The organism is Pseudomonas sp. ACN5, assembly GCF_002303975.1.
Lineage (GTDB): Bacteria > Pseudomonadota > Gammaproteobacteria > Pseudomonadales > Pseudomonadaceae > Aquipseudomonas > Aquipseudomonas laurylsulfatiphila.
Genome location: NZ_MRCP01000020.1, coordinates 21,394 through 43,077, shown reverse-complemented (window position 1 = coordinate 43,077; position 21,684 = coordinate 21,394). Strand labels below are relative to the sequence as shown.

26 protein-coding genes are annotated in these 21,684 nt (G+C 61.0%); 6 read left to right on the top strand and 20 right to left on the bottom strand.

What is annotated here, in order from left to right; all coding sequences use genetic code 11:
- Positions 1-12: 12 nt before the first annotated feature.
- The 4 genes from BSF40_RS27710 to BSF40_RS27695 form a co-directional block, all read right to left on the bottom strand.
- A complete protein-coding gene (locus BSF40_RS27710) occupies positions 13-1,359 on the bottom strand; it encodes a glutamine synthetase family protein (protein ID WP_095967701.1) in 1,347 nt (448 codons plus the stop codon).
- Between the two features lie 20 nt (positions 1,360-1,379).
- A complete protein-coding gene (locus BSF40_RS27705; RefSeq protein ID WP_007976194.1) occupies positions 1,380-1,934 on the bottom strand; it encodes a helix-turn-helix domain-containing protein in 555 nt (184 codons plus the stop codon).
- A 25-nt stretch (positions 1,935-1,959) separates the two neighbouring features.
- The gene (locus tag BSF40_RS27700) at positions 1,960-3,249 is read right to left on the bottom strand and encodes an FAD-binding oxidoreductase (RefSeq protein WP_095967700.1); all 1,290 of its coding nucleotides are present in this window, start codon (positions 3,247-3,249) and stop codon (positions 1,960-1,962) included.
- A gap of 138 nt (positions 3,250-3,387) precedes the next feature.
- A complete protein-coding gene (locus BSF40_RS27695) occupies positions 3,388-4,590 on the bottom strand; it encodes an NAD(P)/FAD-dependent oxidoreductase (RefSeq protein WP_095967699.1) in 1,203 nt (400 codons plus the stop codon).
- A 309-nt stretch (positions 4,591-4,899) separates the two neighbouring features.
- Here BSF40_RS27695 and BSF40_RS27690 point away from each other — a divergent pair, with 309 nt between their 5' ends.
- Positions 4,900-5,460, top strand: a complete 561-nt coding sequence (locus BSF40_RS27690) for an Rrf2 family transcriptional regulator (RefSeq protein WP_095967698.1) — start codon at positions 4,900-4,902, stop codon at positions 5,458-5,460.
- A gap of 91 nt (positions 5,461-5,551) precedes the next feature.
- Here the strand turns inward: BSF40_RS27690 and BSF40_RS27685 are convergent, their stop codons facing one another.
- Entirely contained in the window at positions 5,552-5,887 is a 336-nt protein-coding gene (locus BSF40_RS27685; RefSeq protein ID WP_095967697.1) for a hypothetical protein, read from the bottom strand.
- A 276-nt stretch (positions 5,888-6,163) separates the two neighbouring features.
- Between BSF40_RS27685 and BSF40_RS27680 the strand changes: the two genes are divergently transcribed.
- Complete coding sequence (locus BSF40_RS27680) at positions 6,164-6,403, top strand: hypothetical protein (protein ID WP_095967696.1); 240 nt, start codon at positions 6,164-6,166, stop codon at positions 6,401-6,403.
- A gap of 13 nt (positions 6,404-6,416) precedes the next feature.
- Positions 6,417-6,767: an osmotically-inducible lipoprotein OsmE gene (osmE, locus tag BSF40_RS27675; RefSeq protein WP_095967695.1), complete on the top strand. Its 351-nt coding sequence runs from the start codon at positions 6,417-6,419 to the stop codon at positions 6,765-6,767.
- 114 nt (positions 6,768-6,881) lie between these two features.
- On the opposite strand, the gene BSF40_RS27670 is transcribed toward osmE, so the two are convergent.
- From BSF40_RS27670 to BSF40_RS27625, 10 genes are all read right to left on the bottom strand, one after another.
- Positions 6,882-7,070 carry an SPOR domain-containing protein gene (locus BSF40_RS27670; protein WP_095967694.1) on the bottom strand — a complete coding sequence of 63 codons (189 nt, stop codon included), beginning with the start codon at positions 7,068-7,070 and terminating at the stop codon, positions 6,882-6,884.
- Positions 7,071-7,175: 105 nt separating this feature from the next.
- Positions 7,176-7,874 carry an alpha/beta hydrolase gene (locus BSF40_RS27665; protein WP_095967693.1) on the bottom strand — a complete coding sequence of 233 codons (699 nt, stop codon included), beginning with the start codon at positions 7,872-7,874 and terminating at the stop codon, positions 7,176-7,178.
- A gap of 42 nt (positions 7,875-7,916) precedes the next feature.
- Positions 7,917-8,690, bottom strand: a complete 774-nt coding sequence (locus BSF40_RS27660; protein ID WP_095967692.1) for a 1,6-dihydroxycyclohexa-2,4-diene-1-carboxylate dehydrogenase — start codon at positions 8,688-8,690, stop codon at positions 7,917-7,919.
- 296 nt (positions 8,691-8,986) lie between these two features.
- Positions 8,987-10,000: a benzoate 1,2-dioxygenase electron transfer component BenC gene (benC, locus tag BSF40_RS27655; protein ID WP_056723552.1), complete on the bottom strand. Its 1,014-nt coding sequence runs from the start codon at positions 9,998-10,000 to the stop codon at positions 8,987-8,989.
- Between the two features lie 10 nt (positions 10,001-10,010).
- Positions 10,011-10,499 (bottom strand): benzoate 1,2-dioxygenase small subunit, encoded by a 489-nt coding sequence (gene benB / locus BSF40_RS27650; protein WP_095967691.1) that lies wholly within the window; start codon positions 10,497-10,499, stop codon positions 10,011-10,013.
- On the bottom strand, positions 10,496-11,860 hold the full coding sequence (gene benA, locus BSF40_RS27645) for a benzoate 1,2-dioxygenase large subunit (protein ID WP_095967744.1): 1,365 nt from the start codon (positions 11,858-11,860) through the stop codon (positions 10,496-10,498). Before benA ends, benB begins: the two co-directional genes overlap by 4 nt.
- A gap of 287 nt (positions 11,861-12,147) precedes the next feature.
- Entirely contained in the window at positions 12,148-13,107 is a 960-nt protein-coding gene (locus BSF40_RS27640; RefSeq protein ID WP_095967690.1) for an AraC family transcriptional regulator, read from the bottom strand.
- Positions 13,108-13,275: 168 nt separating this feature from the next.
- Positions 13,276-14,205 (bottom strand): catechol 1,2-dioxygenase, encoded by a 930-nt coding sequence (gene catA / locus BSF40_RS27635; protein WP_095967689.1) that lies wholly within the window; start codon positions 14,203-14,205, stop codon positions 13,276-13,278.
- A 53-nt stretch (positions 14,206-14,258) separates the two neighbouring features.
- Positions 14,259-14,549 carry a muconolactone Delta-isomerase gene (gene catC, locus BSF40_RS27630; RefSeq protein WP_007978984.1) on the bottom strand — a complete coding sequence of 97 codons (291 nt, stop codon included), beginning with the start codon at positions 14,547-14,549 and terminating at the stop codon, positions 14,259-14,261.
- Positions 14,550-14,559: 10 nt separating this feature from the next.
- Positions 14,560-15,699 carry a muconate cycloisomerase family protein gene (locus BSF40_RS27625; RefSeq protein WP_172435764.1) on the bottom strand — a complete coding sequence of 380 codons (1,140 nt, stop codon included), beginning with the start codon at positions 15,697-15,699 and terminating at the stop codon, positions 14,560-14,562.
- A gap of 124 nt (positions 15,700-15,823) precedes the next feature.
- Between BSF40_RS27625 and BSF40_RS27620 the strand changes: the two genes are divergently transcribed.
- Positions 15,824-16,711 (top strand): LysR family transcriptional regulator, encoded by an 888-nt coding sequence (locus BSF40_RS27620; protein ID WP_095967687.1) that lies wholly within the window; start codon positions 15,824-15,826, stop codon positions 16,709-16,711.
- Positions 16,712-16,889: 178 nt separating this feature from the next.
- Here the strand turns inward: BSF40_RS27620 and BSF40_RS27615 are convergent, their stop codons facing one another.
- Together BSF40_RS27615 and BSF40_RS27610 are read right to left on the bottom strand one after the other, a co-directional pair.
- Complete coding sequence (locus BSF40_RS27615) at positions 16,890-17,129, bottom strand: DUF1652 domain-containing protein (protein WP_095967686.1); 240 nt, start codon at positions 17,127-17,129, stop codon at positions 16,890-16,892.
- Between the two features lie 118 nt (positions 17,130-17,247).
- Complete coding sequence (locus BSF40_RS27610) at positions 17,248-18,147, bottom strand: polysaccharide deacetylase family protein (protein WP_095967685.1); 900 nt, start codon at positions 18,145-18,147, stop codon at positions 17,248-17,250.
- Between the two features lie 172 nt (positions 18,148-18,319).
- On the opposite strand from BSF40_RS27610, the gene BSF40_RS27605 reads away from it, so the two are divergent.
- Complete coding sequence (locus BSF40_RS27605) at positions 18,320-19,000, top strand: SOS response-associated peptidase family protein (RefSeq protein WP_095967684.1); 681 nt, start codon at positions 18,320-18,322, stop codon at positions 18,998-19,000.
- Between the two features lie 199 nt (positions 19,001-19,199).
- Here BSF40_RS27605 and BSF40_RS32820 read toward each other — a convergent pair whose 3' ends face one another.
- The 3 genes from BSF40_RS32820 to BSF40_RS27595 all read right to left on the bottom strand — a co-directional run bounded on the left by BSF40_RS32820 (position 19,200) and on the right by BSF40_RS27595 (position 20,421).
- A complete protein-coding gene (locus tag BSF40_RS32820; RefSeq protein ID WP_172435763.1) occupies positions 19,200-19,346 on the bottom strand; it encodes a hypothetical protein in 147 nt (48 codons plus the stop codon).
- 65 nt (positions 19,347-19,411) lie between these two features.
- Entirely contained in the window at positions 19,412-19,723 is a 312-nt protein-coding gene (locus BSF40_RS27600; RefSeq protein WP_015095729.1) for an AzlD domain-containing protein, read from the bottom strand.
- On the bottom strand, positions 19,723-20,421 hold the full coding sequence (locus BSF40_RS27595; RefSeq protein ID WP_095967683.1) for an AzlC family ABC transporter permease: 699 nt from the start codon (positions 20,419-20,421) through the stop codon (positions 19,723-19,725). The genes BSF40_RS27600 and BSF40_RS27595 overlap by 1 nt, the downstream gene beginning before the upstream one ends.
- A gap of 169 nt (positions 20,422-20,590) precedes the next feature.
- Here BSF40_RS27595 and BSF40_RS27590 point away from each other — a divergent pair, with 169 nt between their 5' ends.
- Positions 20,591-21,526 (top strand): sensor domain-containing diguanylate cyclase, encoded by a 936-nt coding sequence (locus BSF40_RS27590; RefSeq protein WP_095967682.1) that lies wholly within the window; start codon positions 20,591-20,593, stop codon positions 21,524-21,526.
- Positions 21,527-21,684 lie beyond the last annotated feature (158 nt).

The following is a 21,684-nucleotide window of genomic DNA, read 5'->3' as shown; positions in this document are numbered from 1 at the left end:
TTCTAAGGGTGACTACAAGAACCAGCGGTACTCACGCGCGCTGATGTCATGCAGAAATGCCAGATGATCCTGCCGTTTGTTTTCGCAATAGACGTCCACAAACTCCGCCCCCAAGCCTTCGCGCACGGCTGAATGATGTTGCATGGACTGCACCGCTTCGAGCATTTCCAACGGGAAATCGATGCCACTGCTGCGGTCTTCGTTGAGCGGTGCAATCGGCTCGCGCTCCCCTTCCAGGCCCTGCTCCAACCCCACCAGGATCGCCGCCAGCGCCAGATACGGGTTGGCATCGGCGCCCGCCAGGCGATGTTCGATGCGCAGGTTCTTGACGTCCGACTCCGGAATGCGCAAGCACGCATCGCGATCCTCGAAGCCCCAACTGGCGCGGGACGCCACGTTCACCGTGCCACTCAAGCGACGCATTGCATTGTGGTTCGGGGCAAAGATCGGCATGCAGTGCGGCAACACCTCCAGGCAACCGGCCACGGCATGGCGCAGCGCCCGCTGACCGTTGGCCGCCAGCAGGTTGTTGCCGGCCTGGTCATACAGGCTGACGTGCACGTGCATGCCACTGCCGGGGTGTTGCAAGTAGGGTTTGGCCATGAAGCTGGCGCGCAGGTTGTGCTTGAGCGCCACCCCCCGGGTGCTGCGACAGAACAGGGCGGCCCAGTCGGCGGCACGCAGGCCGTCATCGCAATGGCCGAAGTTGATTTCGAACTGGCCCGGGCCGAGTTCGGCGGTAATCACCGTGGCATCGATGCCTTGGGCGCGCGCGGTCTCGACCATTTCATCGAGCACCGGGGCGAAGCGCGACAAGCGTTCGATGTGCATGTTCGGCTGATCATCGGCGTCGCCAGTCAATTCATCGCGGGGGAACTGTGGCAGGCCGTCCTTCAAGCGGCTGTCGAACAGGTAAAACTCCAGCTCGAAGGCCACCACCGGGAAAATCCCTTTGCGGTGCAGGCGGTTCAGCACCTGGGCCAGCACTTCACGGGGTTCGAATTCGATGGGTTTTTCCGTGCCGTCGGAGGTGATCAGCATCTGGCCCAGAGGCTGCTTTTCCCAAGTCACCAGCTTCAAGGTGCCAGGCACCAAACGCCGCAACGCATCCGGGTCGCCATCGTTGAAGCAGTAGTCACCAATCTTGAACAGCCCGCCCTGGGTGCCGAGCAGCACGCAGTTTTGCGGCAGTTTCAGTGCACTGCCGGCAGCGACTTTCTCCAGCATCTCGATCGGGTAGCGCTTGCCGTAGAAATGCCCTGGAATGTCCAGGGAGATCAGGTCGACATAACGCACTTCGGGGTTGCAGTGGCGGAAGTTGCGAACTTCGGCCAGCAGTTCAGAGCACACGGCATCCATCGTCTTGTTCCTTGTTGTTATCAGGTGTAAACCCAAAGCACGCGGGTCAGTTGGTCGGACAGGTTGCCGTAGCGGCAGTGCGCATGGCTGGCCAGTTGAAAGCTGTCGCCGGGATGCAGGGTCACCGGTTCGTTGTCGTCGAGCCACAGGGTCAGTTGCCCTTCGAGGACATAACCGCCCTGCTCCGAGCTGTCCTTCATGTGCCGGTCGCCGCTGCTGGCGCCGGGTTCGAGCTGGCTTTCAAGCATCGAGAACGACGCGCGCATTTTTGGCGAAACGAGGATGTCGGTGATGCCGTCGGCGTAGTACAGCGTGCGGCGCTCGTCCGGGCGGGTGACCCAGGACAACGCCATGGGTTTGGGCAGGCTGTAGAAATAGGTGGTCGGCACGCCGAGGGTTTCGCTGATCGCGGTCAGATCCGCCACCGTCGGGCGCGACAGGCCGCGCTCGACCTGGGACAGAAAACCGACGGAGCGGCCGATTTTGTCCGCCAGTTCCTTGAGGGTGTACTTCTTGTGCTTGCGCAGGTCCTGGATCAGGATCGCCAGCGCCGAGATCTCTTCTTGCATGTCCATCTTGAGGCTTCCAGAAAGTGTCGCTTCAAATGCTGTCGCGCAGTCGATACCAGGCCTTGCCGATGGCTTCCAGCGGCGCGGCCAGGTATTTGCCGCCGGGAAAACTGCCGTTGTTCAGGCCCTGGTACAGGGACAGTTCGTCGGGCTGACCGAGGATCGCGTCGGACACCGCCCGCGCCGCGGCCAGTGTCGGCAGCACGCCATGCCCGGAATAGCCCTGCATCCAGTACAGATCGCCGCGCCGCCCGATATCCGGCGTGCGCTTGAGGGTCAGGTCGATGTGTCCACCCCAGGCAAACTCCAGCGCCACGCCCGTGAGCTGCGGGAACACTCGCTCCAGGAACGGCCGGGTCGCCGCGGCGATGTCCTTGGGCATCCCGCCCAGGTAAGTGCAACCGCCGCCGAACAGCAGGCGGTTATCCGGGGTGCGGCGGAAATAATCGAGCACGAACTGGTTGTCGGTCACGCACACGTTGCTCGGCAGCAGCGCAGTGGCCTGGTCCTTGGTGAGCGGCGCGGTCGCGACCTGATAGGTGCCGACCGGCAACACGCAACTGGCCAGTTGCGGGTCGAGCCGATCGAGGTAGGCGTTGCACGCCAGCACCAGCACATCGGCGCGAATACGACCGCGTTCGGTCGTCACCACAAAGCCTTCGCCCTCCTCGCCATAACTCAGTGCCTTGCTTTGCTCGTAGATACGACCGCCAGCCCGCTCAACTGCATCCGCGAGACCCAGCGCCAGTTTCAGCGGGTTCAAATGCCCGCCCTCGGGGTCGAACAGGCCGGCCTGATAACGCTCGCTGGCCACCCATTCCGGCAGCTGTTGCCGGGGGATGAATTGCAGTTTGTCGTGACCCCACTTGTGGCTGGCCTCGTGCTGCCACTCGGTCAGCAGCCCCACTCGCCGCGGCATCACCGAAGTCCAGAGATGGCCGGCGCGATAGTCGCAATCGAACTCATGGCGGCCAGGCAGATCACGCAATTCGCGCGCGGCCCAGCGCATGCCGTCCCACAATCGCCGCGCCCGCTCGTATCCCAGCGCCGCTTCCAGCGGTGGCATGTCGCACGACCAACCGAGAATCGCCTGCCCGCCATTACGCCCGGACGCGGCCCAGGCCACCCGGCTGGCCTCGAGCACGGTCACGCGCTTGCCGGCCAGCGCCAGGCGCAACGCCGTGTGCAATCCACTGAAACCGGCCCCGATGATCAGCACTTCGGTGTCTTGCTCACCTTCCAGTGCGGTGCGATTGACCAGTCGATCGGCGCAGCTATGGGCGTAGTAACTGGCGACATGCCGGGTGGATTGCTGAAACATATGGCCTCGTGAAATTTTGTATTTTTAATTTCATGAAAAAATACACGGTTAATTTCACGCAGGCAATCGAGACGTAAAAAATCCCGCTTCGGCGAACCCGAGCGGGATTGTCTTGTTCAGACGCGATGTTCGAATCAATCAAGCCACAGGAATCATCGGATCCGCCGAAGCCAGTGCGGTGACTCGATCTGCCGCCGGTGGGTAGATCCACTGGGTGTTGATCTGGGTCTTCAATGCCTTGGCCTCATGCTTGACCAACTTGACCTGGCGGTCCCAACCCTCGGTGTAGACCGCGCCCCAGGCGCCGAGGTCCAGGCAGGTCACGTACTTGGGCTGGCTGTACGGCGTCGGGTCGACACCGAGGATCTGCGCTGCAACGTTGTTGCCGGCATGACGGCCCAGCGAAATCGCGTGCTGGCAAGTCATCAGGGCGTAGTTGCCGATCTCGTCACTGGCTGCGTAAGCCACGTCGCCGGTGGCGAAGATGTCGTCCTGGCCAATCACTTTCAGGTGAGCGTCGACATGCAGGCGGCCCAGGCGATCGCGTTCGGCCGGGATCTGTTCGGTCAGGGAGCTGGCGCGAACGCCGGTGGTCCAGACCACGGTCCTGGCATCGATACGCGCACCGTCGGACAGGGTGACGCCGTTGGCATCGACCGACACGACCGAGGCTTTCAGGTGCCATTTCACACCGGTTGCCACACTGGCCTCGACGATCGATTCGGCGATTTCCTCGCCCATCGAGCCGCCGATTTTATCGCCACGGTCAACGATGATCACATTGATGTCGGCACGGTCGCCGAGGATGGCCCGCAGGCGGGTCGGCATTTCAGTCGCCGTTTCGATCCCGGTGAAACCGCCACCGGCCACCACCACCGTGTTGCGCGCCTTGCTTTCAGGCTGATTGGCCAGCGCCTTGAGGTGGTTTTCCAGGCGCACGGCCTGTTCGATCTGGTCGACGTCGAACGCATGTTCGGCCACGCCCGGAATGTTTGGCGAAGCCAGGCCGCTGCCGGTGGCCAGAACGAGTTTGTCGTAGCTGCAGACCTGTCGGGCACCGGCGGCATCGACATAGCCGACCTGTTTTTGCTCGACATTGATGGTCTGCGCCGCGCCCTTGATGAACCTGACCCCGACAGCATCGAACAGATCGCCGATCGGCGCAGCCAGTTGGTGGGCGTTCGGTTCGTAGAAGCGCGGACGCACACGCAGCTCGGCCTGGGGCGCCAGCACGGTCACCTCAACGTCGTTGTGGCCATGTATGTCGAACAGGCGCGTGGCGCTCAAAGCGGTCCACATACCACCGAAACCTGCGCCGATCACCAGAATGTGCTGTTTCATCTTTAACTCCAGGGGATAAACAAGGGTTGTGAGTCACGCTCATCGGGAGCCGGCATCAAGTCGGTGTTTTTCGAGAATGGTCGACCTGTGCCGCCCGAACAACTACGACTCTATTGATCCAAGTTAAATCCTGCAACCGGTTTTTTTGGATGGCTGCCATCGATCCCGTCGATGCCTCGGCAGAAAAGCCTCAAGAACGTGCATGACAAGGACTTTTCGAGCGGACAAAAAAATTTCAGGACGCGACGATTCGTTGCCTGGCTTAGGCTCGGCTGCTAGAATTGGCGACTAATCAAGTCGGAGATTTGTATGTCTCTTTACAGCGCAGGTGTCGAATACGGCATCCACTGCCTGCTTTTTCTCGTCGGCAACGGCGGCGATTCGCGCGAAGCGAGCGTGCGCGACCTGGCCGAACTGCAAGGCGTTCCCCTGGACTATCTGGCGAAGATCTTCACCAAGCTGGCCAAAGGCAAGCTGGTGGTTGCCACCGAAGGCATGCGCGGAGGCTTCAAGCTGGCCCGGCCCGCCGACGAAATCACCCTGCTGGATATCGTCAACGCCATCGACGGTCGCAAGTCGATCTTCGACTGTCGGGAGATCCGTGGCCGTTGCGCCGTGTTTGATGGCACCCCGCCGGCATGGGCACTGGACGGTCCGTGTGCGGTCCATGGGGCGATGATGGTTGCGCAAAAACGCATGGAAGAGGCCCTCGCCCAGCAAACCATCCTCGACATCGCCAGGAAATTCGGGCGCAAGGCCCCGGCAGAATTCGGCGTCAAGGTGGAGAGCTGGATGAACGAGCGTCGGGAAAGGAAAAGCAGCGCCCAGGCCAGTGAGCAGATCATTCCTGCGACCCACCTTTCAGACTGAGACCTATAAAAAAACCGGATGCACGCCAGGTATCCGGTTTCTCTCGGTTCAGGCGCAAAACGGTGGGTGACCGATTTTCACGCTCTCACACTTACAGGCAGTCGCGCACGATTTTGCGCAGGTCGCCGGATTTGGCCCAAGGCGGCCCCTGATACAACGAAACCCGGCTGCCGTCCTTGTGTTTCACGATATCCAGCACTTCATCGGCTGTTATCACGCTCGGTGCGGTGATCCGGTAGCCGTTGGAAATCGAAATCTGGGTCGTATTCGATACTTCCGTCTGCCAGGCGGGCAAAACGCACGCCGCATACTCTTTTGGCGTCTTCTCGCTGTGCTTGCTGAAATTCGGCTCGCCCGGTACCAGCGACGCCGGCAACGAACATCCGCCCAGCAATGCCAGCGCGACTCCCCCCATCAACATCCGCATGCTGCTTCCTTAAATTCGAAAAGAGAAAATGTAGCTTGCCGTTGACCGCACATCCATCCCGACGATTCGGCGAGTCATTGATATCACTTCGCCCAGTTAGTTCCTTGCAGGCGGTCATTTGACATTGTCCTGCCGTGAGAACGCCCCCTAGAGCAGACAGCGCATTTTCCCGTTCGCTTTTCCCGACCAAAGGAAACCCCGCTGATTCAGATGAACACAACATCCGGTCCGGTAAACGGGTCTAAAATTGCGGAATGCAGCGTTCAGGAGATCATCATGTGGCTTAACGAATCGGAACAGCAACTTCGGCGTGATCTGCAAGGGCTTGCGTCAGATTTGCGCTGGTCGGCGGTAGAGCTTTTGCGCATAGAACAGCAGTTGCGCCAGCTCGGCAGCGAAGTCGACGCGCAAGCCGTGCAAAGACTGTGTGCCTTGTTTCAGGGTGATGAAGAAAAACTGTCCGGCTATGCTGAGGAAGTGAAAGCCAAAGTCATTAGCCGCAACAAGGCTCAATAGCGGGAGCGCTGCCATGAACAGGCCTCTATTCACGCTGGTCGTCGCACTGACCGCGTTGACAGGCTGCAGCACCCACTCGATCTATCAGGACCAGCCGCTGGTGGCGAAAGTCGACACCGGCATGACCCGCGAGCAAGTCCGGCAAATCGGCGGCCAGCCCCTGGCGGTCACCGATCGTACCGTTGAACCCGGTACCTGCTTTGACTACAAACTGACTCACGAAGGCCATCAGCAGGCATACAACGTCAGTTTCGATGGCCGCGGCATGGTCGACCACAAGGGCTTCATGACCTGCGCGCAATGGAGTCACACGCAGCAAAAGGCCCGGGAACCCTCCCGCCCCAGTGGAGGCGGTGGCTATTAACACTGTAGGAGCGAGCTTGCTCGCGATAAACGTCCGGACAACGCGTTCATTCAGACAGGGCGCGTCATCGTTGACGTCCATCGCGAGCAAGCTCGCTCCTACAGGAGATTGACGTCATTTTGTTTGATGGCGGCCGGCACGCGCCCTGTAGCCGGGCAGTGACGCGGCAAACGCCAGTGCCTCCTCTCGACTGTTGAACGAGCCAAGCCGGTCACTCCGGGTGCATACCCGCCAGGGGCCGTTGTTCACGCTGAGTACGTCATAGCCGTTCATATGCATCTTGTTCAGCATCGAAACGTTCATGGTCACCTCCTCCTGGGCAGTGCTATCAGGCTGACTTGTTTACCTTACACCCGCCCTTCTCCAAAATACCGACCAGACGTCGCCATGGAAATTCCCTTGCCAACCCTAGGTTTTAGCCAACGCCGTCGCAGCCCTGTCGATCAAGGCCGCCACTTCGGCGGGCATCGACGCCAATGACGCATGACTGGCGTTCAAGGTCAGAATCTCCCGGGCGTTGAGCCGCGCGGCCATCCATTGCTGGTTCTGTGGCGCGATCATCCGGTCTGCGGTCGAGATCTGATACCAGGATGGCTTGTTCTTCCAGGCCACCGTGCCAATGGTATCGCCGAAGGTACTCGCCAGCGGCGCTTTCTGGGTGAGGCCCATGACCAACCCTTCGGTCGCCGGCAAGTCCTGACAGAAGCTCTCGTGGTAGAGCTCGGGCTTGACCCACAGATAACCGTCGCTGTCCGGCGTCAGGTTGGCCGCTGCCGCAGGCAGGTGCCGTTGCGTGATACCGCCGGGGCTTTCACCAGCGTCCGGGGCGAACGCGGCGATGTACACCAGCCCGACCACATTCGGCTGATCGCCGGCTTCGGTGATCACCGCGCCGCCATAGGAATGCCCCACCAGCAGCACCGGACCGGGCACCTGGGCGACCATCTTGCGCGTACGCTCGGCATCATCAGCCAGCGAAGTCAGCGGCAATTCGACGGCACGAATGTGCGTGTCGCCCCGGCTGAGCAATTTGACGATGACCTTGTTCCAGTGGGCGGCACCGCCCCAGAAACCATGGACCAGCACGATCGTGGGTTTGTCACTCATCACCATGACTCCGTTTGCCGATGGGGTTGCTCGTCGCTCGCGTCAGCCCTGATCGCCGCCGCCCACGGGCATGACCATGCCGGTGATATAGGACGCTTCGTCGCTGGCCAGAAACAGAATAGCCCCCGCCTGCTCATCCAGGGTGCCGTAGCGTTTCATCAGACTGCTGTCGAGGGTCTGGTCGACGATCTGCTGGTACCAGAGTTTTTCCTGCTCGCTCTGCCCGTCACCATTGCGGGGTATGCGTCGCGGTGGTGCTTCGGTGCCGCCAGGCGCCGTGGCGTTGACCCGCACGCCACGACCAGCGGTTTCGAACGCCAGACAAGCGGTCAAGGCATTCACCCCACCCTTTGCCGCACCGTAGGGCACGCGGTTGAGGCTGCGGGTGGCGATGGAAGAGACGTTGACGATCGCCCCGCTGCCCTGCTCCAGCATGAACGGCAGCGCGGCATGGCAACACCACAGGGTCGGGAACAGCGAACGACGCACCTCGGCCTCGATCTGCGATGCCTCGTAGTGCTCGAACGGTTTGGCCCAGATGGTGCCGCCGACGTTGTTGACCAGCACATCGAGGCGCCCGAAGCGCTCGACGGCGGTTTGCATCACCCGGCTGCATTCGTCGTATTGCTCAAGGTCGGCGGTCAGGGCCAACACCTGAGTGGTCGCGGCCAATTGTTGCTGCACTTCGAACACCAGCTCGGAACGATCCACCAGGATCAGCTTCGCCCCTTCGGCTGCCATGCGCTCGGCCACCCGCTGCCCGATGCCTTGGGCAGCGCCGGTGATCAGCGCGACTTTTTCGTGAAATCTGTTCATGTGTACCTCATCGGTCAATGACGATGTGTCGGGCGATACCCAATCCTGTGGGAGCGAGCTTGCTCGCGATTGCTGACTCACAGGCAACCTGGATGCTGAATGTTCCGGCCCCTTCGCGGGCAAGCCCGCTCCCACAATGGATCTGTGTCGTGCACAGAATCAGCGGCCGCCCCCCATCAACTGTGGGAGCGGGCTTGCCCGCGAAAGCGGACTTACAGACGACATCAATGCCGAATGTTCCAGCCTCTTCGCGAGCAAGTCGGATCGCCGCACCGCCGCTCCCACATTGGGTCGGATCAAGCCGCGCTGGCGGCGAATTTTTCGTAGTAGAAGTTCGCAGGCGCGATGCCTTGCTCACGAATGAACTGGCTGACGGCCTCGACCATCGGCGGCGGGCCGCACAGGTAGACGTCGACGTCGCCATCATTCAAATGCTTTGGCTCGATGTGCTGGGTCACGTAGCCCTTGAGCGGATGCTGGCTCTCGGGGCTGGCGACGCAGGCGCTGAAGGTGAAGTTGGGGATGCGCGCGGCAAAGGCTTCGAGGCGGTCGATTTCCACCAGGTCGAAATCGTGGGTCACGCCGTAGATCAGATGCAGCGGGTGATCGCTGCCCTGCTCGGCGATCTTCTCCAGCATCGCGGTGAACGGCGCCAGCCCGGTACCACCGGCCAGCAGCAACAGCGGCCGGCGGATGTCGCGCAGATAAAAACTGCCCAAGGGACCTGCCAGGCTCATGCAATCGCCGGCCTTGGCCATGCCGGTGAGGAAACTGCTCATCAAGCCGCCGGGCACGTTGCGGATCAGGAAGCTGACTTCGCCATCGCGCTGCAACGAGCTGAACGAGTAGGCACGGGTCTGTTCGCTGCCGGGGATTCCCAGGTTCACATACTGCCCCGGCAGGAACGCCAGTTTGCTCAGGGCTTCGCCCTTGATCGACAGGGCGATGGTGCTGTCGGACAGCTGGCGCACGGCGCTGATGGTCGCGTCGTAGCTGGCCTGACGGGTGCGGCAGACCTCGGAGGACGTCGGTACACGCACCACGCAATCGCTCTGGGCGCGCATCTGGCAGGTCAGGACAAAACCCTGCGCGGCCTCTTCAGGGCTGAGGGCGTCTTCGATGTACTCCTCGCCCAAATCGTACTGGCCGGCTTCGGCAAAACACTTGCACGTGCCGCAGGCACCGTCGCGGCAGTCCAGCGGGATGTTGATGCCCTGGCGGTAAGCGGCATCGGCCACGGTCTCGCCCACGTTGGCGTCGATGAAACGGGTGACGCCATCTTCGAAATTGAACGCAATGGAATGGGTCATGACGCCAGCCTCACAAGTGGTAAACATCGATGACCTGACGAACGTAGTCGTTCTTCAGGATCACTTTCTTGGCCTTGATCAACGGGTTTTCACCGCGCACGTCGAGGGTGTAGAAACTGCTGCCGAAATAGCTGTCGACGGTCTTGTAGCGAAAGCTCAGGGTGTGCCAGTTGAAGCGCACCTTGCACAGTCCGTCGGCTTGTTCGAGCAGCTCGATGTTGCTGATGTTGTGGGAGGTGCGGGTGTCCGGCACGCTGGCGCTGGAGCGCTCGGTCTTGATGCGGAAGACGCGGTCTTCCAGGCCGGTGCGGTTGCCGTACCAGATCAGCGAGATTTCCCGTTGCGGGTCCTCGGTCAACTCGTCGTTGTCGTCCCACGACGGCATCCAGAACGTCGCATCCGGTGCGTACAGCTCCAGCCATTCGTCCCACTGGCGGTCGTCGAGGTAACGCGCTTCGCGGTAGAGAAAGTCGCGCACGGTGTCATGGGAAATCGTCATTGCACGTCCTCCACGGCGATCAGTTTCGATTGTTCGGCCGCCAGGGCCTTGAGCATGGTCTGCTGCCAGTACTTGTGTTGCAGCACGAACAGGCCTTCGTCCTCGGTGCGCACACCACTGAGCAGCGGGTGCAGGTCGATCTCTTTGGCGGCTTCGTCTGCACCTTCGATCCAGTGCTCGGCGCCACGTGACATGTCGTTCCAGGTGGTGACGCTGCCCTGGTAACTGGTCTGGCAGGAACGGAATTCCTCCAGATCGTCCGGCGTGGCCATGCCGCTGACGTTGAAGAAATCCTCGTACTGACGAATCCGGCTGGAACGGGCGTGGTCGCTCTCGCCTTTGGGGGCGATGCAGTAGATGGTGATCTCCGTGCGGTTGACCGAGATCGGCCGGGCGATACGGATCTGCGAGCTGAATTGGTCCATCAGGTACACGTTGGGGTACAGGCACAGATTGCGCGAGTTCTCGATCATCCAGTCGGCGCGAGCCTTGCCGAAATCCTGCGCCAGCTCATCGCGGCGCTCGTACAGCGGGCGGTCCTCGGGGTTGGCCCAACGGGTCCAGAGCAGCATGTGGCCCTTGTCGAAGGAATAGAAACCACCGCCCTGCTTGGCCCAGCTGCCGGCGCTCATGGTCGGGTTGGTGTCACCGGCTTCACGCTGCTTGCGCTGGTTCTGGGTGGCCGCGTAGTTCCAGTGCACGGAGCTGACGTGGTAGCCGTCGGCGCCGTTTTCGGCGGTGAGTTTCCAGTTGCCTTCGTAGATGTAGCTGGAGGAGCCGCGCAGCACTTCCAGGCCATCGGCGGACTGGTCGACGATCATGTCGATGATCTTCGCCGACTCGCCCAGGTGCTCGACCAGTGGCACAACATCGGCCTTGAGACTGCCGAACAGGAAGCCGCGATAGGACTCGAACCGCGCAACGCGGGTCAGGTCGTGGGAGCCTTCGCAGTTGAAGCTCGCGGGATAACCGGCGTTGGCCGGATCCTTGACCTTGAGCAGCTTGCCGGAGTTGTTGAAGGTCCAGCCGTGGAACGGACAGGTGTAGGAGCTCTTGTTGCCGGACTTGTGCCGGCACAGGGTCGCGCCACGGTGGCTGCAGGCGTTGATGAAGGCGTTGAGCACACCGTCCTTGTTGCGCGCGATGAAGATCGACTGGCGCCCCATGGTCGTGGTGTAGAAGTCGTTGATGTTGGGGATCTGGCTTTCGTGGGCCAGGTACAGCCAGTTGCCTTCGAAGATGTGTTCCATCTCCAGATCGAACAGACGCGGGTCGGTGAACATCTCGCGCTTGCAGCGATAGAGGCCCTGCTCGGGATCGTCTTCAAGCAGGGAATGCAAATATTCGGGTCGCAGGGTCATGGCCACCGCCTCCATTGTTATTGTTCAGGCAGGGGTCATGCTAGGACGGTGGATCAGGCGGGAGTATCCGCGGGGTGCAGACCTTTATCCGTTTTGTGCAGGTGGAGGTTGGCAGAAGCCGGCGTGGAGAAATACTTGTCCGCTACGACACAGAACCTGTGGGAGCGGGCTTGCCCGCGAAGAGGCCGTGTCAGTCGACGTATATCTTGCCTGACACACCGCCTTCGCGGGCAAGCCCGCTCCCACAGGGTTTCGAGGCGTTTGCGCAAATCGTATGAAGTCCCCGGTCAATACCGGCGTTTGAGGGTATCGGACGGCAATTCGCCGAACTGCTTGCGGTAGCTGTCGGAGAACCGTCCCAGGTGCAGGAAGCCGTAGTCCATGGCCACTTCGGTGATGTTGCGCACGTTGCAGGTCGGGTCGCTGAGGCAGGCGTTGATGCACTCGAGGCGCTTGCGGCGGATGTAGTTCTTCGGCGTGTCACCGGCATTGCGTTCGAACAGTCCATACAGCGAACGCAGGCTCATGTGGGCCTGGCGCGCCAGTGCTTCGCTGTCGATGTCCTGCTTGAGGTTATGGGCGATGTAATCGGCAATCGCTTCGAACGTGGCTGTCTGCGAGCCCGGATCGAGGCGACTGACGTTGGTCTTCATCAGGCTGAGCATCTTGCTGACGATGATCTGCGTGTAATGCTCCTGCACCCTGGGGATCTGCTCGGTGGATTCGGCTTCCTGGCAGATCATCGCCAACAGGTTGACGAAACCTTCCAGCTCATTGAGCTGATAACGGTTTTCCAGAAACCGCACGCCCTGCTCCGGATAACGCCAGCGCTGCTCATCGCAGACTGATTCAAACAAGCGGGTCGGGACCTTGAGAATGAATTTCTCGCAATCGGCCGAGTACGTCAGGTCCACCGGATCGTCGGGGTTGATCAGCAGCAATTCGCCGGGAGCGAAGTAATGCTCCTGGCCGTGTCCACGCCACAGGCAGTTGCCGCGCAGCAGCACTTGCAGGTGATAAATGCTGTCCAGTGCACCGGACGTTACGCGCACACTGGCACCGTAGCTGATGCGGCACAGGTCGAGGCTGGCGAATTTGCGATGATCGAGGCTGGCCAGCGGGCTGCCGGCACGGGGCATGAGAATGCAGTGGTTACCGACGTGCTGATTGACGTAGCCCGACACGGCGTAAGGGTCGGCATGGTCGAACACCCGGCTGCGCTGACTCAACAGTTGCGCTTGCATCATCAGGTCACTCTCGTTGTTATGAGTTGCGTCAGTCCATTCTAGAGCCGAACCCCTGTAGGAGCGAGCTTGCTCGCGATGGACTTGAGGACGCCGCGGGGCATCAGGCACCCAGCGTCATCGTTGACGTCCATCGCGAGCAAGCTCGCTCCTACAGGGGAGCGCGGATTATCAGTCTTCCAGTGCGCGGACCCGCTCGTGGCGCTGCTGTTCTTGCGGCTGGGCCGAGGACTGCAGGGTGAAGTCGAAGTCGATTTCGGCAAAGCGACCGCTCACGCCATGGGCCGCTGCGCGCTGCTGATCGTCGCTGAAGGTGATCTTGGCGATCAGTTCGTCGCGGGTGGCGTAGGCGAAATCGTCGTGCAGGTATTGATCGCCGTCGAGGTTGATCTGGGTGGTCAGGTGGCGGTGATCCGGTGCGGAAATGAAGAAGTGCACGTGCGCCGGGCGCTGGCCATGACGGCCCAGTTGATCGAGCAGTTGCTGGGTCGGACCGTCCGGTGGGCAGCCATAGCCTGATGGCACGATGCTACGGAAACGGTAGCGGCCTTCGGCGTCGGTCACGATGCGGCGACGCAGGTTGAACTCCGACTGCGTGGCATCGAAGTACGAGTAGGTACCACCGGTGTTGGCGTGCCAGACGTCCACCACGGCTCCGGCCAAGGGTTCGCCGGCAGTGTTGAACACGCGGCCTTGCATGAACAGGGTCACGCCCGGATCGACGCCGTCATCCAGGCGCGCCTCGCCCTCGGACAACGGCGCACCGGCCACGTACAGCGGGCCTTCGATGGTGCGCGGGGTACCACCGGTCTTGCCGGCCTGTTCGTCTTCGGCGTCCATCAACAGGTCGAGGTAGTGCTCCAGGCCAATACCGGCCACCAGCAACCCGGCTTCCTGGCGCGCGCCCAGCACGTTGAGGTAGTTGACGGCTTTCCAGAACTCTTCCGGGGTCACGGCCAGGTCTTCGATGATATTCACCGAATCACGCAGGATGCGGTAGACCAGCGCCTTGGTCCGTGGATCGCCGGCGTCGTTGAGCAGGCCGCTGGCTTCTTCGAGAAATTTCTGGACTTCGGCAGTGTGGGAAATTTTGACGTTCATTTTTCAGGGTTCCTCATCTTGTAATTATTAGCGTAGCGCTGAGCAGGCAGGGCTCAGCGGTCATCGTCACGGATGGAAGAAGGATGCCGGCACATCGCGTCGATTTCGATGGCCATGTAGGGAAACAATGGCAATTGCATCAGCAGGTCATGCAGTTCCTGAACGCTGTCGACATCGAACACGCTGTAGTTGGCGTAGTGCCCGGCGATGCGCCACAGGTGACGCCACTTGCCCTGCTCTTGCAGGCGCTGGGCCAGGGCTTTTTCGTCAGCCTTGAGCCTGGCTGCCGCCTCCGGATTCATGTCGACCGGCAGGTTCACGGTCATTTTTACGTGAAACAGCATAATGCTCTCCTCAGGCTTGATGAGTGGTCTTGTCGCGACGGAAGAACGCTAGGCGCTCCTCATCCAGGCTCAGGCCAAGGCCCGGTGTTTTCGGCACGTGCAGTTCAAAATCGCGATACACCAGCGGTTCGCTGAGAATGTCTTCGGTGAGCAGCAGCGGGCCGAACAGTTCGGTGTCCCACGCCAGTTTGTTCAGGGTGACGAAGGCATGGGCCGACGCCATCGTGCCCAGGCCGCCTTCGAGCATGGTGCCGCCGTACAGGGCGATACCGGCCGCTTCGGCGATGGAGGCGGTGCGCAACACGGCGCGCGGGCCGCCGTTCTTGGCGATCTTCAGGGCGAACACCGAGGCTGCGCCTTCGCGGGCCAGGTTGAAGGCATCTTCCACGCTTTCGATGGATTCGTCGGCCATGATCGGCGCCGGGCTCATGGCGTTCAGGCGGGCCATGCCGGCGCGGTTGTTGCGCGAGATCGGCTGTTCGATCAGGTCGATGCCGTTGCTGCCGAGAATTCGGCAGGCACGTATCGCGACGGCTTCGTCCCACGCCTGGTTGACGTCGACACGCACGCTGGCACGGTCACCCAGGGCTTTCTTGATGGCGATGACGTGGGCCAGGTCGCGATTGACCTCGCCGGCTCCGATCTTCAGCTTGAAGATGCGGTGGCGGCGCAGGTCGAGCATTTTTTCCGCTTCGGCGATGTCTTTTTCCGTGTCACCGCTGGCCAGGGTCCAGGCGACGGGGAGCGCATCACGCACGCGGCCACCGAGCAATTCACTGACCGGCAGACCAAGGCGTTTGCCCTGGGCGTCGAGCAGCGCGGTTTCGATACCGGATTTGGCGAAGGTGTTGCCACGGATGCTGCGCTCCAGGCGCAGCATGGCGGCGTTGACGTTGCCGCTGTCCTGGCCGATCAACAAGGGGGCGAAGTGCGTGTCGATGTTGGTCTTGATGCTGTCCGGGCTTTCATTGCCATAGGCCAGGCCACCGATGGTGGTGGATTCGCCGATGCCTTCGACGCCGTCGGCGCAACGCACGCGAACGATCACCAGGGTCTGGTTCTGCATGGTGTGCATGGCCAGTTTGTGCGGGCGGATAGTCGGCAGATCGACGATGATCGTCTCGATCGACTCAATGGCGGTTGCAAGCATTTCGATACCCGTCAGGTTCTTGAAGTTCTGAGTCGGATTCTCATACGGCTTTTTCCGGGCGGCCAATATAGAATTGGTCTGGCTTGATACCTTAAAGGTATTCAATTGAAAATCCGGAGGCCCCATGGAACTGCGGCACCTGCGTTATTTCCAGGTATTGGCTCAAACCCTCAACTTCACCCGCGCCGCCGAGCGCCTGCACATCGCCCAACCGCCGTTGAGCCGGCAGATCCAGCAACTGGAGGACGAACTGGGGGTGATGTTGCTGGAGCGCGGCCGCCCGCTGAAGTTGACCGACGCCGGGCGTTTTTTCCATGAGCACTCCACCGCCCTGCTCGAACAACTGAACAAGGTCTGCGACAACACACGGCGTATCGGCCTGGGTGAAAAGACCTGGCTGGGTATCGGCTTTGCGCCCTCGACACTGTATGGCGTGCTGCCGGAGCTGATCCGCCGGTTACGCAGTGGCGAACCGCTGGAGCTGGAATTGGGCCTGTCGGAAATGACCACCCTGCAACAGGTGCAGGCATTGAAGGCCGGGCGTATCGACATCGGTTTTGGGCGGATCCGCATCGACGACCCGGCCATCGTCCAGACCGTGCTCACTGAAGACCGCCTGGTCGCCGCCCTGCCCGCCGGCCATCCGTTGCTCGCCGGGCCCATCAGCCTGCGGGAACTGGCCAGGGAACCCTTTGTGCTGTACCCCGGCAATCCACGGCCGAGTTACGCCGACCATGTGATCGCGCTGTTTGAGTCCTATGGCGTGAGCATCCACGTCGCGCAGTGGACCAACGAACTGCAAACGGCGATCGGTCTGGTGGGGGCGGGAATCGGGGTCACGCTGGTACCGGCCTCGGTGCAGTTGCTGCACCGCGACGACATCGGTTTCACACCCTTGCTGGAAGACAACGCGACCTCGCCGATCATCCTCAGCCGACGGGTGGGCGATGTTTCGCCGGGGTTGAGCCATTGTTTGCGGATGATTGATGAGCTGCTGCCGCGGGCAACTTGAGGCATTGAATACCTGTGGCGAGGGAGCTTGCTCCCGCTGGGCTGCGTAGCGGCCCTAAAAGCCGTTTCCCGGTTTCCCGGACATGAACGTAAGGACCGTTTTTTTTATTTGGGAGGGGGGCCGCTTCGCGCCCCAGCGGGAGCAAGCTCCCTCGCCACAGGACGGTGGTTACATTCGATCAGCCGGCAAAAGCCCGGTGCCCTGCCTTCATCTCGGTACGCAACTCACCGATAAAATCAGAGATGGCGCGCACGCTGGTCAGTTCGGCTGTCGAGACACCGCTGATCAGCAGCTCCACCCGCCCGGCGACGGGGTCGCGGACTTCGATGCGCAGCAGCCCGAGATTCTCGGTGCACTCGCACGACAGTGGCTCAAAACCGGACTCTACGATGTTGCAAAGCACTGAAATAGGAACCATGACCGATGCCTCGGCGGCAGTTGATCGGATTGGATCCGTTTCAGAATAGATACACTTTGCGAATCTGCACAAAAAATCATTCGCAATTACTGTTAACCAGCGCTCATTCCTGTTCGGTTTAACGGGCGTTCCCGCCCCAGATCCAGTTCCAGAACCCCGGCAACTCGACGGGCTGCGAGCCATCGCGCACGGTTCGCGCCATGGCCGCCCGCTGTAGCGCAGCCTGTTCGTCGTAAAACGGCTTGTCCGCGGTTTTCACGCCGGTCTCCCGGGCGCTGTCGAGCAGAATCTGCAGGTATTCACGGGTATGCCGGGCGGTATAGCGGTTGAGGTCGTGAAACGTCACCACGACCGGAATCACCCCGTCGACCACCGGCAATTCACCACGAGCCATGCGTTCGCGCACTTCAGACATCGAGCGCAGCATGTGCGAACGGCGCCGGGGGCTGGCGTTGAAGCCCCAGATCTTGCCGTCATTGGCGCTCAAGTCCGTGAGCAGCACGTGCAGGCCATGCTGCTGATAAGCGGCGAAGGTGCGCTTGTCGTAGTTCCAGAATGGCGGGCGCAGCAGGGTTGGAGGGGCGCCGGTGATCGCCGCGATGTCGGCGCTGCCATCGGTCAGGGCCTGCTCCAGTTCTTGCGGCTCCAGCGAGCGATGGTTGGTGTGCCAGGGCGTTGCCGTGTGGAAGCCCAGGATGTGACCTTCAGCGTGTTCGCGCCGCATGATATCCCGGCCCAATTCGCTGCCACCGGCTCGCGGCGCGCGGGTTTGCACGAAGAACACGGCTTTGATCCCCGGCTGCAGCGGGTTTTGCGCCAGGCTCTCAAGCACCGTGACGGTCGGATTCCACCAACTCGATGCACTGGGACCGTCATCGAACGTCAGCAGAAAACGGATGGGCGGTTGCGCCTGCAAACGTTGTTCGGTCTGCGGCGTCATTGCAATGGGTGCGGCAATACAGCCCAGCAAGCCAACTGCCAGAGCACACACCGTTAAACACTTGAACAACTGTTTCATCTTTTGCCTTGGGCCAGACCATCACGATTGAAATTCAAATTGGCAGGAGTCCTTCACCCGAGACGCCGGGCCGAGGTTGGATAAGGTACACAGGCTTTGGTTCCGACGCTTGCCCAGCCTGTTTCGTCGCCACCTACTAAACTGAAAAAACGCTCAACCAGAGTGTCAGGCCATGTGCGGACGACTGTCGCAATACCGCGGGATTCACGACTTCGTGGCGGTGCTGAGCATCCCCGACGCGCTGGTCAACCACGTCGGCAACGAACCCCTGGCGCACTATAACGCTGCGCCCACCACGCCACTCGCCCTGCTGCACCTGGAGAACGAGCGGCTGCACGCCGACGCCGTGCGCTGGGGTTGGCGGCCGCACTGGGCGACGGATCGCGCGGAGCCGATCAATGCCCGGGTCGAGAAAGTCGCCCATGGCCCGTACTTCCGGGCAATCTGGCCGCATCGCGCGCTCTGTCCGATCGATAACTGGTTTGAATGGGTGGATGCCGGTGACGGCAACAAACAACCTTGGTTGATCCGGCGACGGGACCGGGCGCCGGCTTTCTGCGCGGCCATCGGCCAATACCCCATCGGCGGAGCCCCGCACAGGGAGCACGACGGTTTCGTCATCCTCACGGCGGACGGCGCAGGCGGCCTGCTTGACGTGCATGACCGGCGGCCGGTGGTGTTCTCCCCCGAGCTGGCGCGGGAATGGCTGGACCCGGCCACGCCCAAGGAAAGAGCCGAGGAAATGGCGTTATCCCAGGGCGAGGTCAGTGATGTATTTGAGTGGTACAAGGTGGACAAGGCCGTCGGCAATGTCAGGAACCAGGGCGCTGCGTTAATTGAACAAGTGCCATGAACTTATCAATAACGACAGAGCCCCACTCAATGGCGTAATGCTGCTCAGTTAAGGAAATTGTAGGAGCGAGCTTGCTCGCGATGGACTCAAGAGCGCCGCGTTCAGCCAGTAAACACGCGTTATCGTTAACGACCATCGTCGGATCGCCGCCCGGAGCAAGCTCGCTCCTACAATGACGGGGCTTTGTCGTTTGGGGTGATCAGAACTTGCGGTCAGGCTCTGACAGTTCCTTACCGTCGTCAGGATGCTTCCAGTCCGGTACCGAACGCTTCTGCTCCTCAATTTCTTCTTCCGTGGGTTCGTCCACGTCCTCTTCCGGGTCCGGACGCTTGGGTTCATTGGCCATGTTCGCCTCTCTTCCTGAAGGGATCGGTCGTCAACTTTAAGCGTAGATCAGTTCCCCTGCTCCGCTCAGAGCCACCAGCGCAGCAAAAAGAAAAAGCCCATGCTCAGCAGCATGCTGAGCAATGTATTGCGCGTGTAAAGCACCAGTCCCACCGCCACCAACGAGCTGATCAGATAGGGGTTGTCCCAGTGTAGATTCAGCTGTTTTTCCGGCATGAACACTATCGGCCCACAGATTGCCGTCAACATGCCCGGCACGGCAAAGCCGAGGAATTGCCGGGCATTGCTGCTCAGGCGCACCGGCAGGCGCGGTTCGAGAAAAACGTAGCGGTTGAGGAACACCAACACGCCCATTCCGACAATCACAGCCCAGACCATCATGTGCGTCCACCGTAGAATTTATTGCAGACAAACCCGGCGGTCATCCCCGCCAGCCCCGACAGCACCAGCGCTGAACCCCATTGCCAGTAGCTGAACAGTACCGAGCAAAACAGCGACACCGCCACGCACACCACGGTCGGCACGTTGCGTACCACCGGGGTGATCAGGGCAATGAAGGTGGCCGCGATGGAGAAATCCAGGCCCAGGTGTTCAAGGCCCGGAATGCTGCTGCCGAGCACAATGCCCGCCAGGGTGAAGAGGTTCCAGGCGATGTAGAACGTCAGGCCCACGCCCAGGGCGTACCAGCGGTTGAATTGCTGTTTGTCGTGCTGGCTGGTCAGGGCGAACAGCTCGTCAGTGAGCAAAAACCCCAGCCCCGCACGCCAGCGCCCCGGCAATGGCGAAATCACCGAGCGCATGCTCATCCCGTAAAGCAAATGCTGGGAGGTCAGCAGCAAGGTGGTGAGCAAGATCGAAAAGATCCCGGCACCGCCCTTGAGCATGCCGATGGCCACCAGTTGCGCCGCACCGGCAAACACAATGCCCGACAGGCCCTGCCCTTGCAGGGGCGTGAGGTTGGCTTCGATGGCCATGGAACCGGCCAGCAGGCCCCAGGGCGCGGTGGCCAGGGACAGCGGCATGATCGCCGCAGCCCCGCGCAGAAAGGCGCTGCGCGGCATGAGTGAGTTGGGCATGACGTTCTACAGACAGGGAAAGACCTGAGACTTTGCCAGCTGTGGCGGCCAAAGGCTTGAACAATCTTGCTCACTGATACGCCTGCGTGCCATTCATCGGCTGCCCGCTTGATTCGCCAAAGTGCTAACAACATGATGGCCCTGCATTTTTCATCGAGGCAGGCCCTTCATGAGTTCAGTCGAAACCGACCGCGACGTTTACAAAACCCTGCTTGAGTCGACCAAAGCCATTCCCTGGCGCATCGACTGGAAAACCATGACCTTCAGCTACATCGGGCCACAGATCGAAGAACTGCTGGGCTGGAAGCAGCACAGCTGGGCCTCGGTCAATGACTGGGTCGAGCGCATGCACCCGGATGACCGCGACTACGTGATGGACTTCTGTGTCTCGCAATCGCGGGCCGGCATCGATCACGAGGCCGACTATCGCGCACTGACCGAAAGCGGCGAGTACGTGTGGATCCGCGATGTGGTGCACGTGGTGCGCAAGGACGGCGAAGTCGAGGCGCTGGTGGGGTTCATGTTCGATATCAGCGAGCGCAAGAAAACCGAAGAGCACCTGATCCGCCTGCAAAAGCAGCTCGAAGAGTATTCCTTCCAGGACGGCCTGACCGGCATCGCCAACCGCCGCATGTTCGATACCGTGCTGGAGCGCGAGTGGAACACGGCCCAGCGTAACGGCTTGCCGTTGTCGGTGATCGTGCTGGATATCGATTATTTCAAGCAGTACAACGACCACTACGGCCACATCAAGGGCGACGAATGCCTGCGCCGCGTCGCGCAAACCTTGTCCCTGGCGGCGAACCGGCCACGGGATTTCATCGCCCGGATCGGCGGTGAAGAGTTCGTCTGGCTGCTGCCGGAAACCGATGCCGAATCCGCACGGCTGGTGGCGCACAAGTGCCTGCACCTGATTCGCCAGCAGCAGATCCCCCATGAATTCTCGAACGTGTCGAAGCTGCTGAGTATCAGCCTCGGCGTCGGCACCACCCTGGCGTCGATGCATGCCACCGCCCTGGAGTTCGTCGAGCAGGTCGATCATCAGCTCTACAAGGCCAAGCACAATGGCCGGATGCGCGCCGAGTTCGCTGATTTTCGTGATTGACAAAAGGCGCGCCGGCTTTTAAAACTGGGCGCCTCACTCAGGGTGTAAACAAGTATGTCCGCAACCTTCAATCTCGACTCTTCCGTCATTGGCTTGATTGCCAAGGCGCAAGGTTGCGTTGCGCACGCCCTCAAATCGAAGAAACAGTCGCTCATGTG

Coding starts and splice junctions, on each gene's coding strand:
- BSF40_RS27710 (WP_095967701.1), bottom strand. CDS start 1,359: ATGGATGCCGTGTGCTCTGAACTGCTGGCCGAAGTTCGCAACTTCCGC.
- BSF40_RS27705 (WP_007976194.1), bottom strand. CDS start 1,934: ATGGACATGCAAGAAGAGATCTCGGCGCTGGCGATCCTGATCCAGGAC.
- BSF40_RS27700 (WP_095967700.1), bottom strand. CDS start 3,249: ATGTTTCAGCAATCCACCCGGCATGTCGCCAGTTACTACGCCCATAGC.
- BSF40_RS27695 (WP_095967699.1), bottom strand. CDS start 4,590: ATGAAACAGCACATTCTGGTGATCGGCGCAGGTTTCGGTGGTATGTGG.
- BSF40_RS27690 (WP_095967698.1), top strand. CDS start 4,900: ATGTCTCTTTACAGCGCAGGTGTCGAATACGGCATCCACTGCCTGCTT.
- BSF40_RS27685 (WP_095967697.1), bottom strand. CDS start 5,887: ATGCGGATGTTGATGGGGGGAGTCGCGCTGGCATTGCTGGGCGGATGT.
- BSF40_RS27680 (WP_095967696.1), top strand. CDS start 6,164: ATGTGGCTTAACGAATCGGAACAGCAACTTCGGCGTGATCTGCAAGGG.
- osmE (WP_095967695.1), top strand. CDS start 6,417: ATGAACAGGCCTCTATTCACGCTGGTCGTCGCACTGACCGCGTTGACA.
- BSF40_RS27670 (WP_095967694.1), bottom strand. CDS start 7,070: ATGAACGTTTCGATGCTGAACAAGATGCATATGAACGGCTATGACGTA.
- BSF40_RS27665 (WP_095967693.1), bottom strand. CDS start 7,874: ATGAGTGACAAACCCACGATCGTGCTGGTCCATGGTTTCTGGGGCGGT.
- BSF40_RS27660 (WP_095967692.1), bottom strand. CDS start 8,690: ATGAACAGATTTCACGAAAAAGTCGCGCTGATCACCGGCGCTGCCCAA.
- benC (WP_056723552.1), bottom strand. CDS start 10,000: ATGACCCATTCCATTGCGTTCAATTTCGAAGATGGCGTCACCCGTTTC.
- benB (WP_095967691.1), bottom strand. CDS start 10,499: ATGACGATTTCCCATGACACCGTGCGCGACTTTCTCTACCGCGAAGCG.
- benA (WP_095967744.1), bottom strand. CDS start 11,860: ATGACCCTGCGACCCGAATATTTGCATTCCCTGCTTGAAGACGATCCC.
- BSF40_RS27640 (WP_095967690.1), bottom strand. CDS start 13,107: ATGATGCAAGCGCAACTGTTGAGTCAGCGCAGCCGGGTGTTCGACCAT.
- catA (WP_095967689.1), bottom strand. CDS start 14,205: ATGAACGTCAAAATTTCCCACACTGCCGAAGTCCAGAAATTTCTCGAA.
- catC (WP_007978984.1), bottom strand. CDS start 14,549: ATGCTGTTTCACGTAAAAATGACCGTGAACCTGCCGGTCGACATGAAT.
- BSF40_RS27625 (WP_172435764.1), bottom strand. CDS start 15,699: ATGCTTGCAACCGCCATTGAGTCGATCGAGACGATCATCGTCGATCTG.
- BSF40_RS27620 (WP_095967687.1), top strand. CDS start 15,824: ATGGAACTGCGGCACCTGCGTTATTTCCAGGTATTGGCTCAAACCCTC.
- BSF40_RS27615 (WP_095967686.1), bottom strand. CDS start 17,129: ATGGTTCCTATTTCAGTGCTTTGCAACATCGTAGAGTCCGGTTTTGAG.
- BSF40_RS27610 (WP_095967685.1), bottom strand. CDS start 18,147: ATGAAACAGTTGTTCAAGTGTTTAACGGTGTGTGCTCTGGCAGTTGGC.
- BSF40_RS27605 (WP_095967684.1), top strand. CDS start 18,320: ATGTGCGGACGACTGTCGCAATACCGCGGGATTCACGACTTCGTGGCG.
- BSF40_RS32820 (WP_172435763.1), bottom strand. CDS start 19,346: ATGGCCAATGAACCCAAGCGTCCGGACCCGGAAGAGGACGTGGACGAA.
- BSF40_RS27600 (WP_015095729.1), bottom strand. CDS start 19,723: ATGGTCTGGGCTGTGATTGTCGGAATGGGCGTGTTGGTGTTCCTCAAC.
- BSF40_RS27595 (WP_095967683.1), bottom strand. CDS start 20,421: ATGCCCAACTCACTCATGCCGCGCAGCGCCTTTCTGCGCGGGGCTGCG.
- BSF40_RS27590 (WP_095967682.1), top strand. CDS start 20,591: ATGAGTTCAGTCGAAACCGACCGCGACGTTTACAAAACCCTGCTTGAG.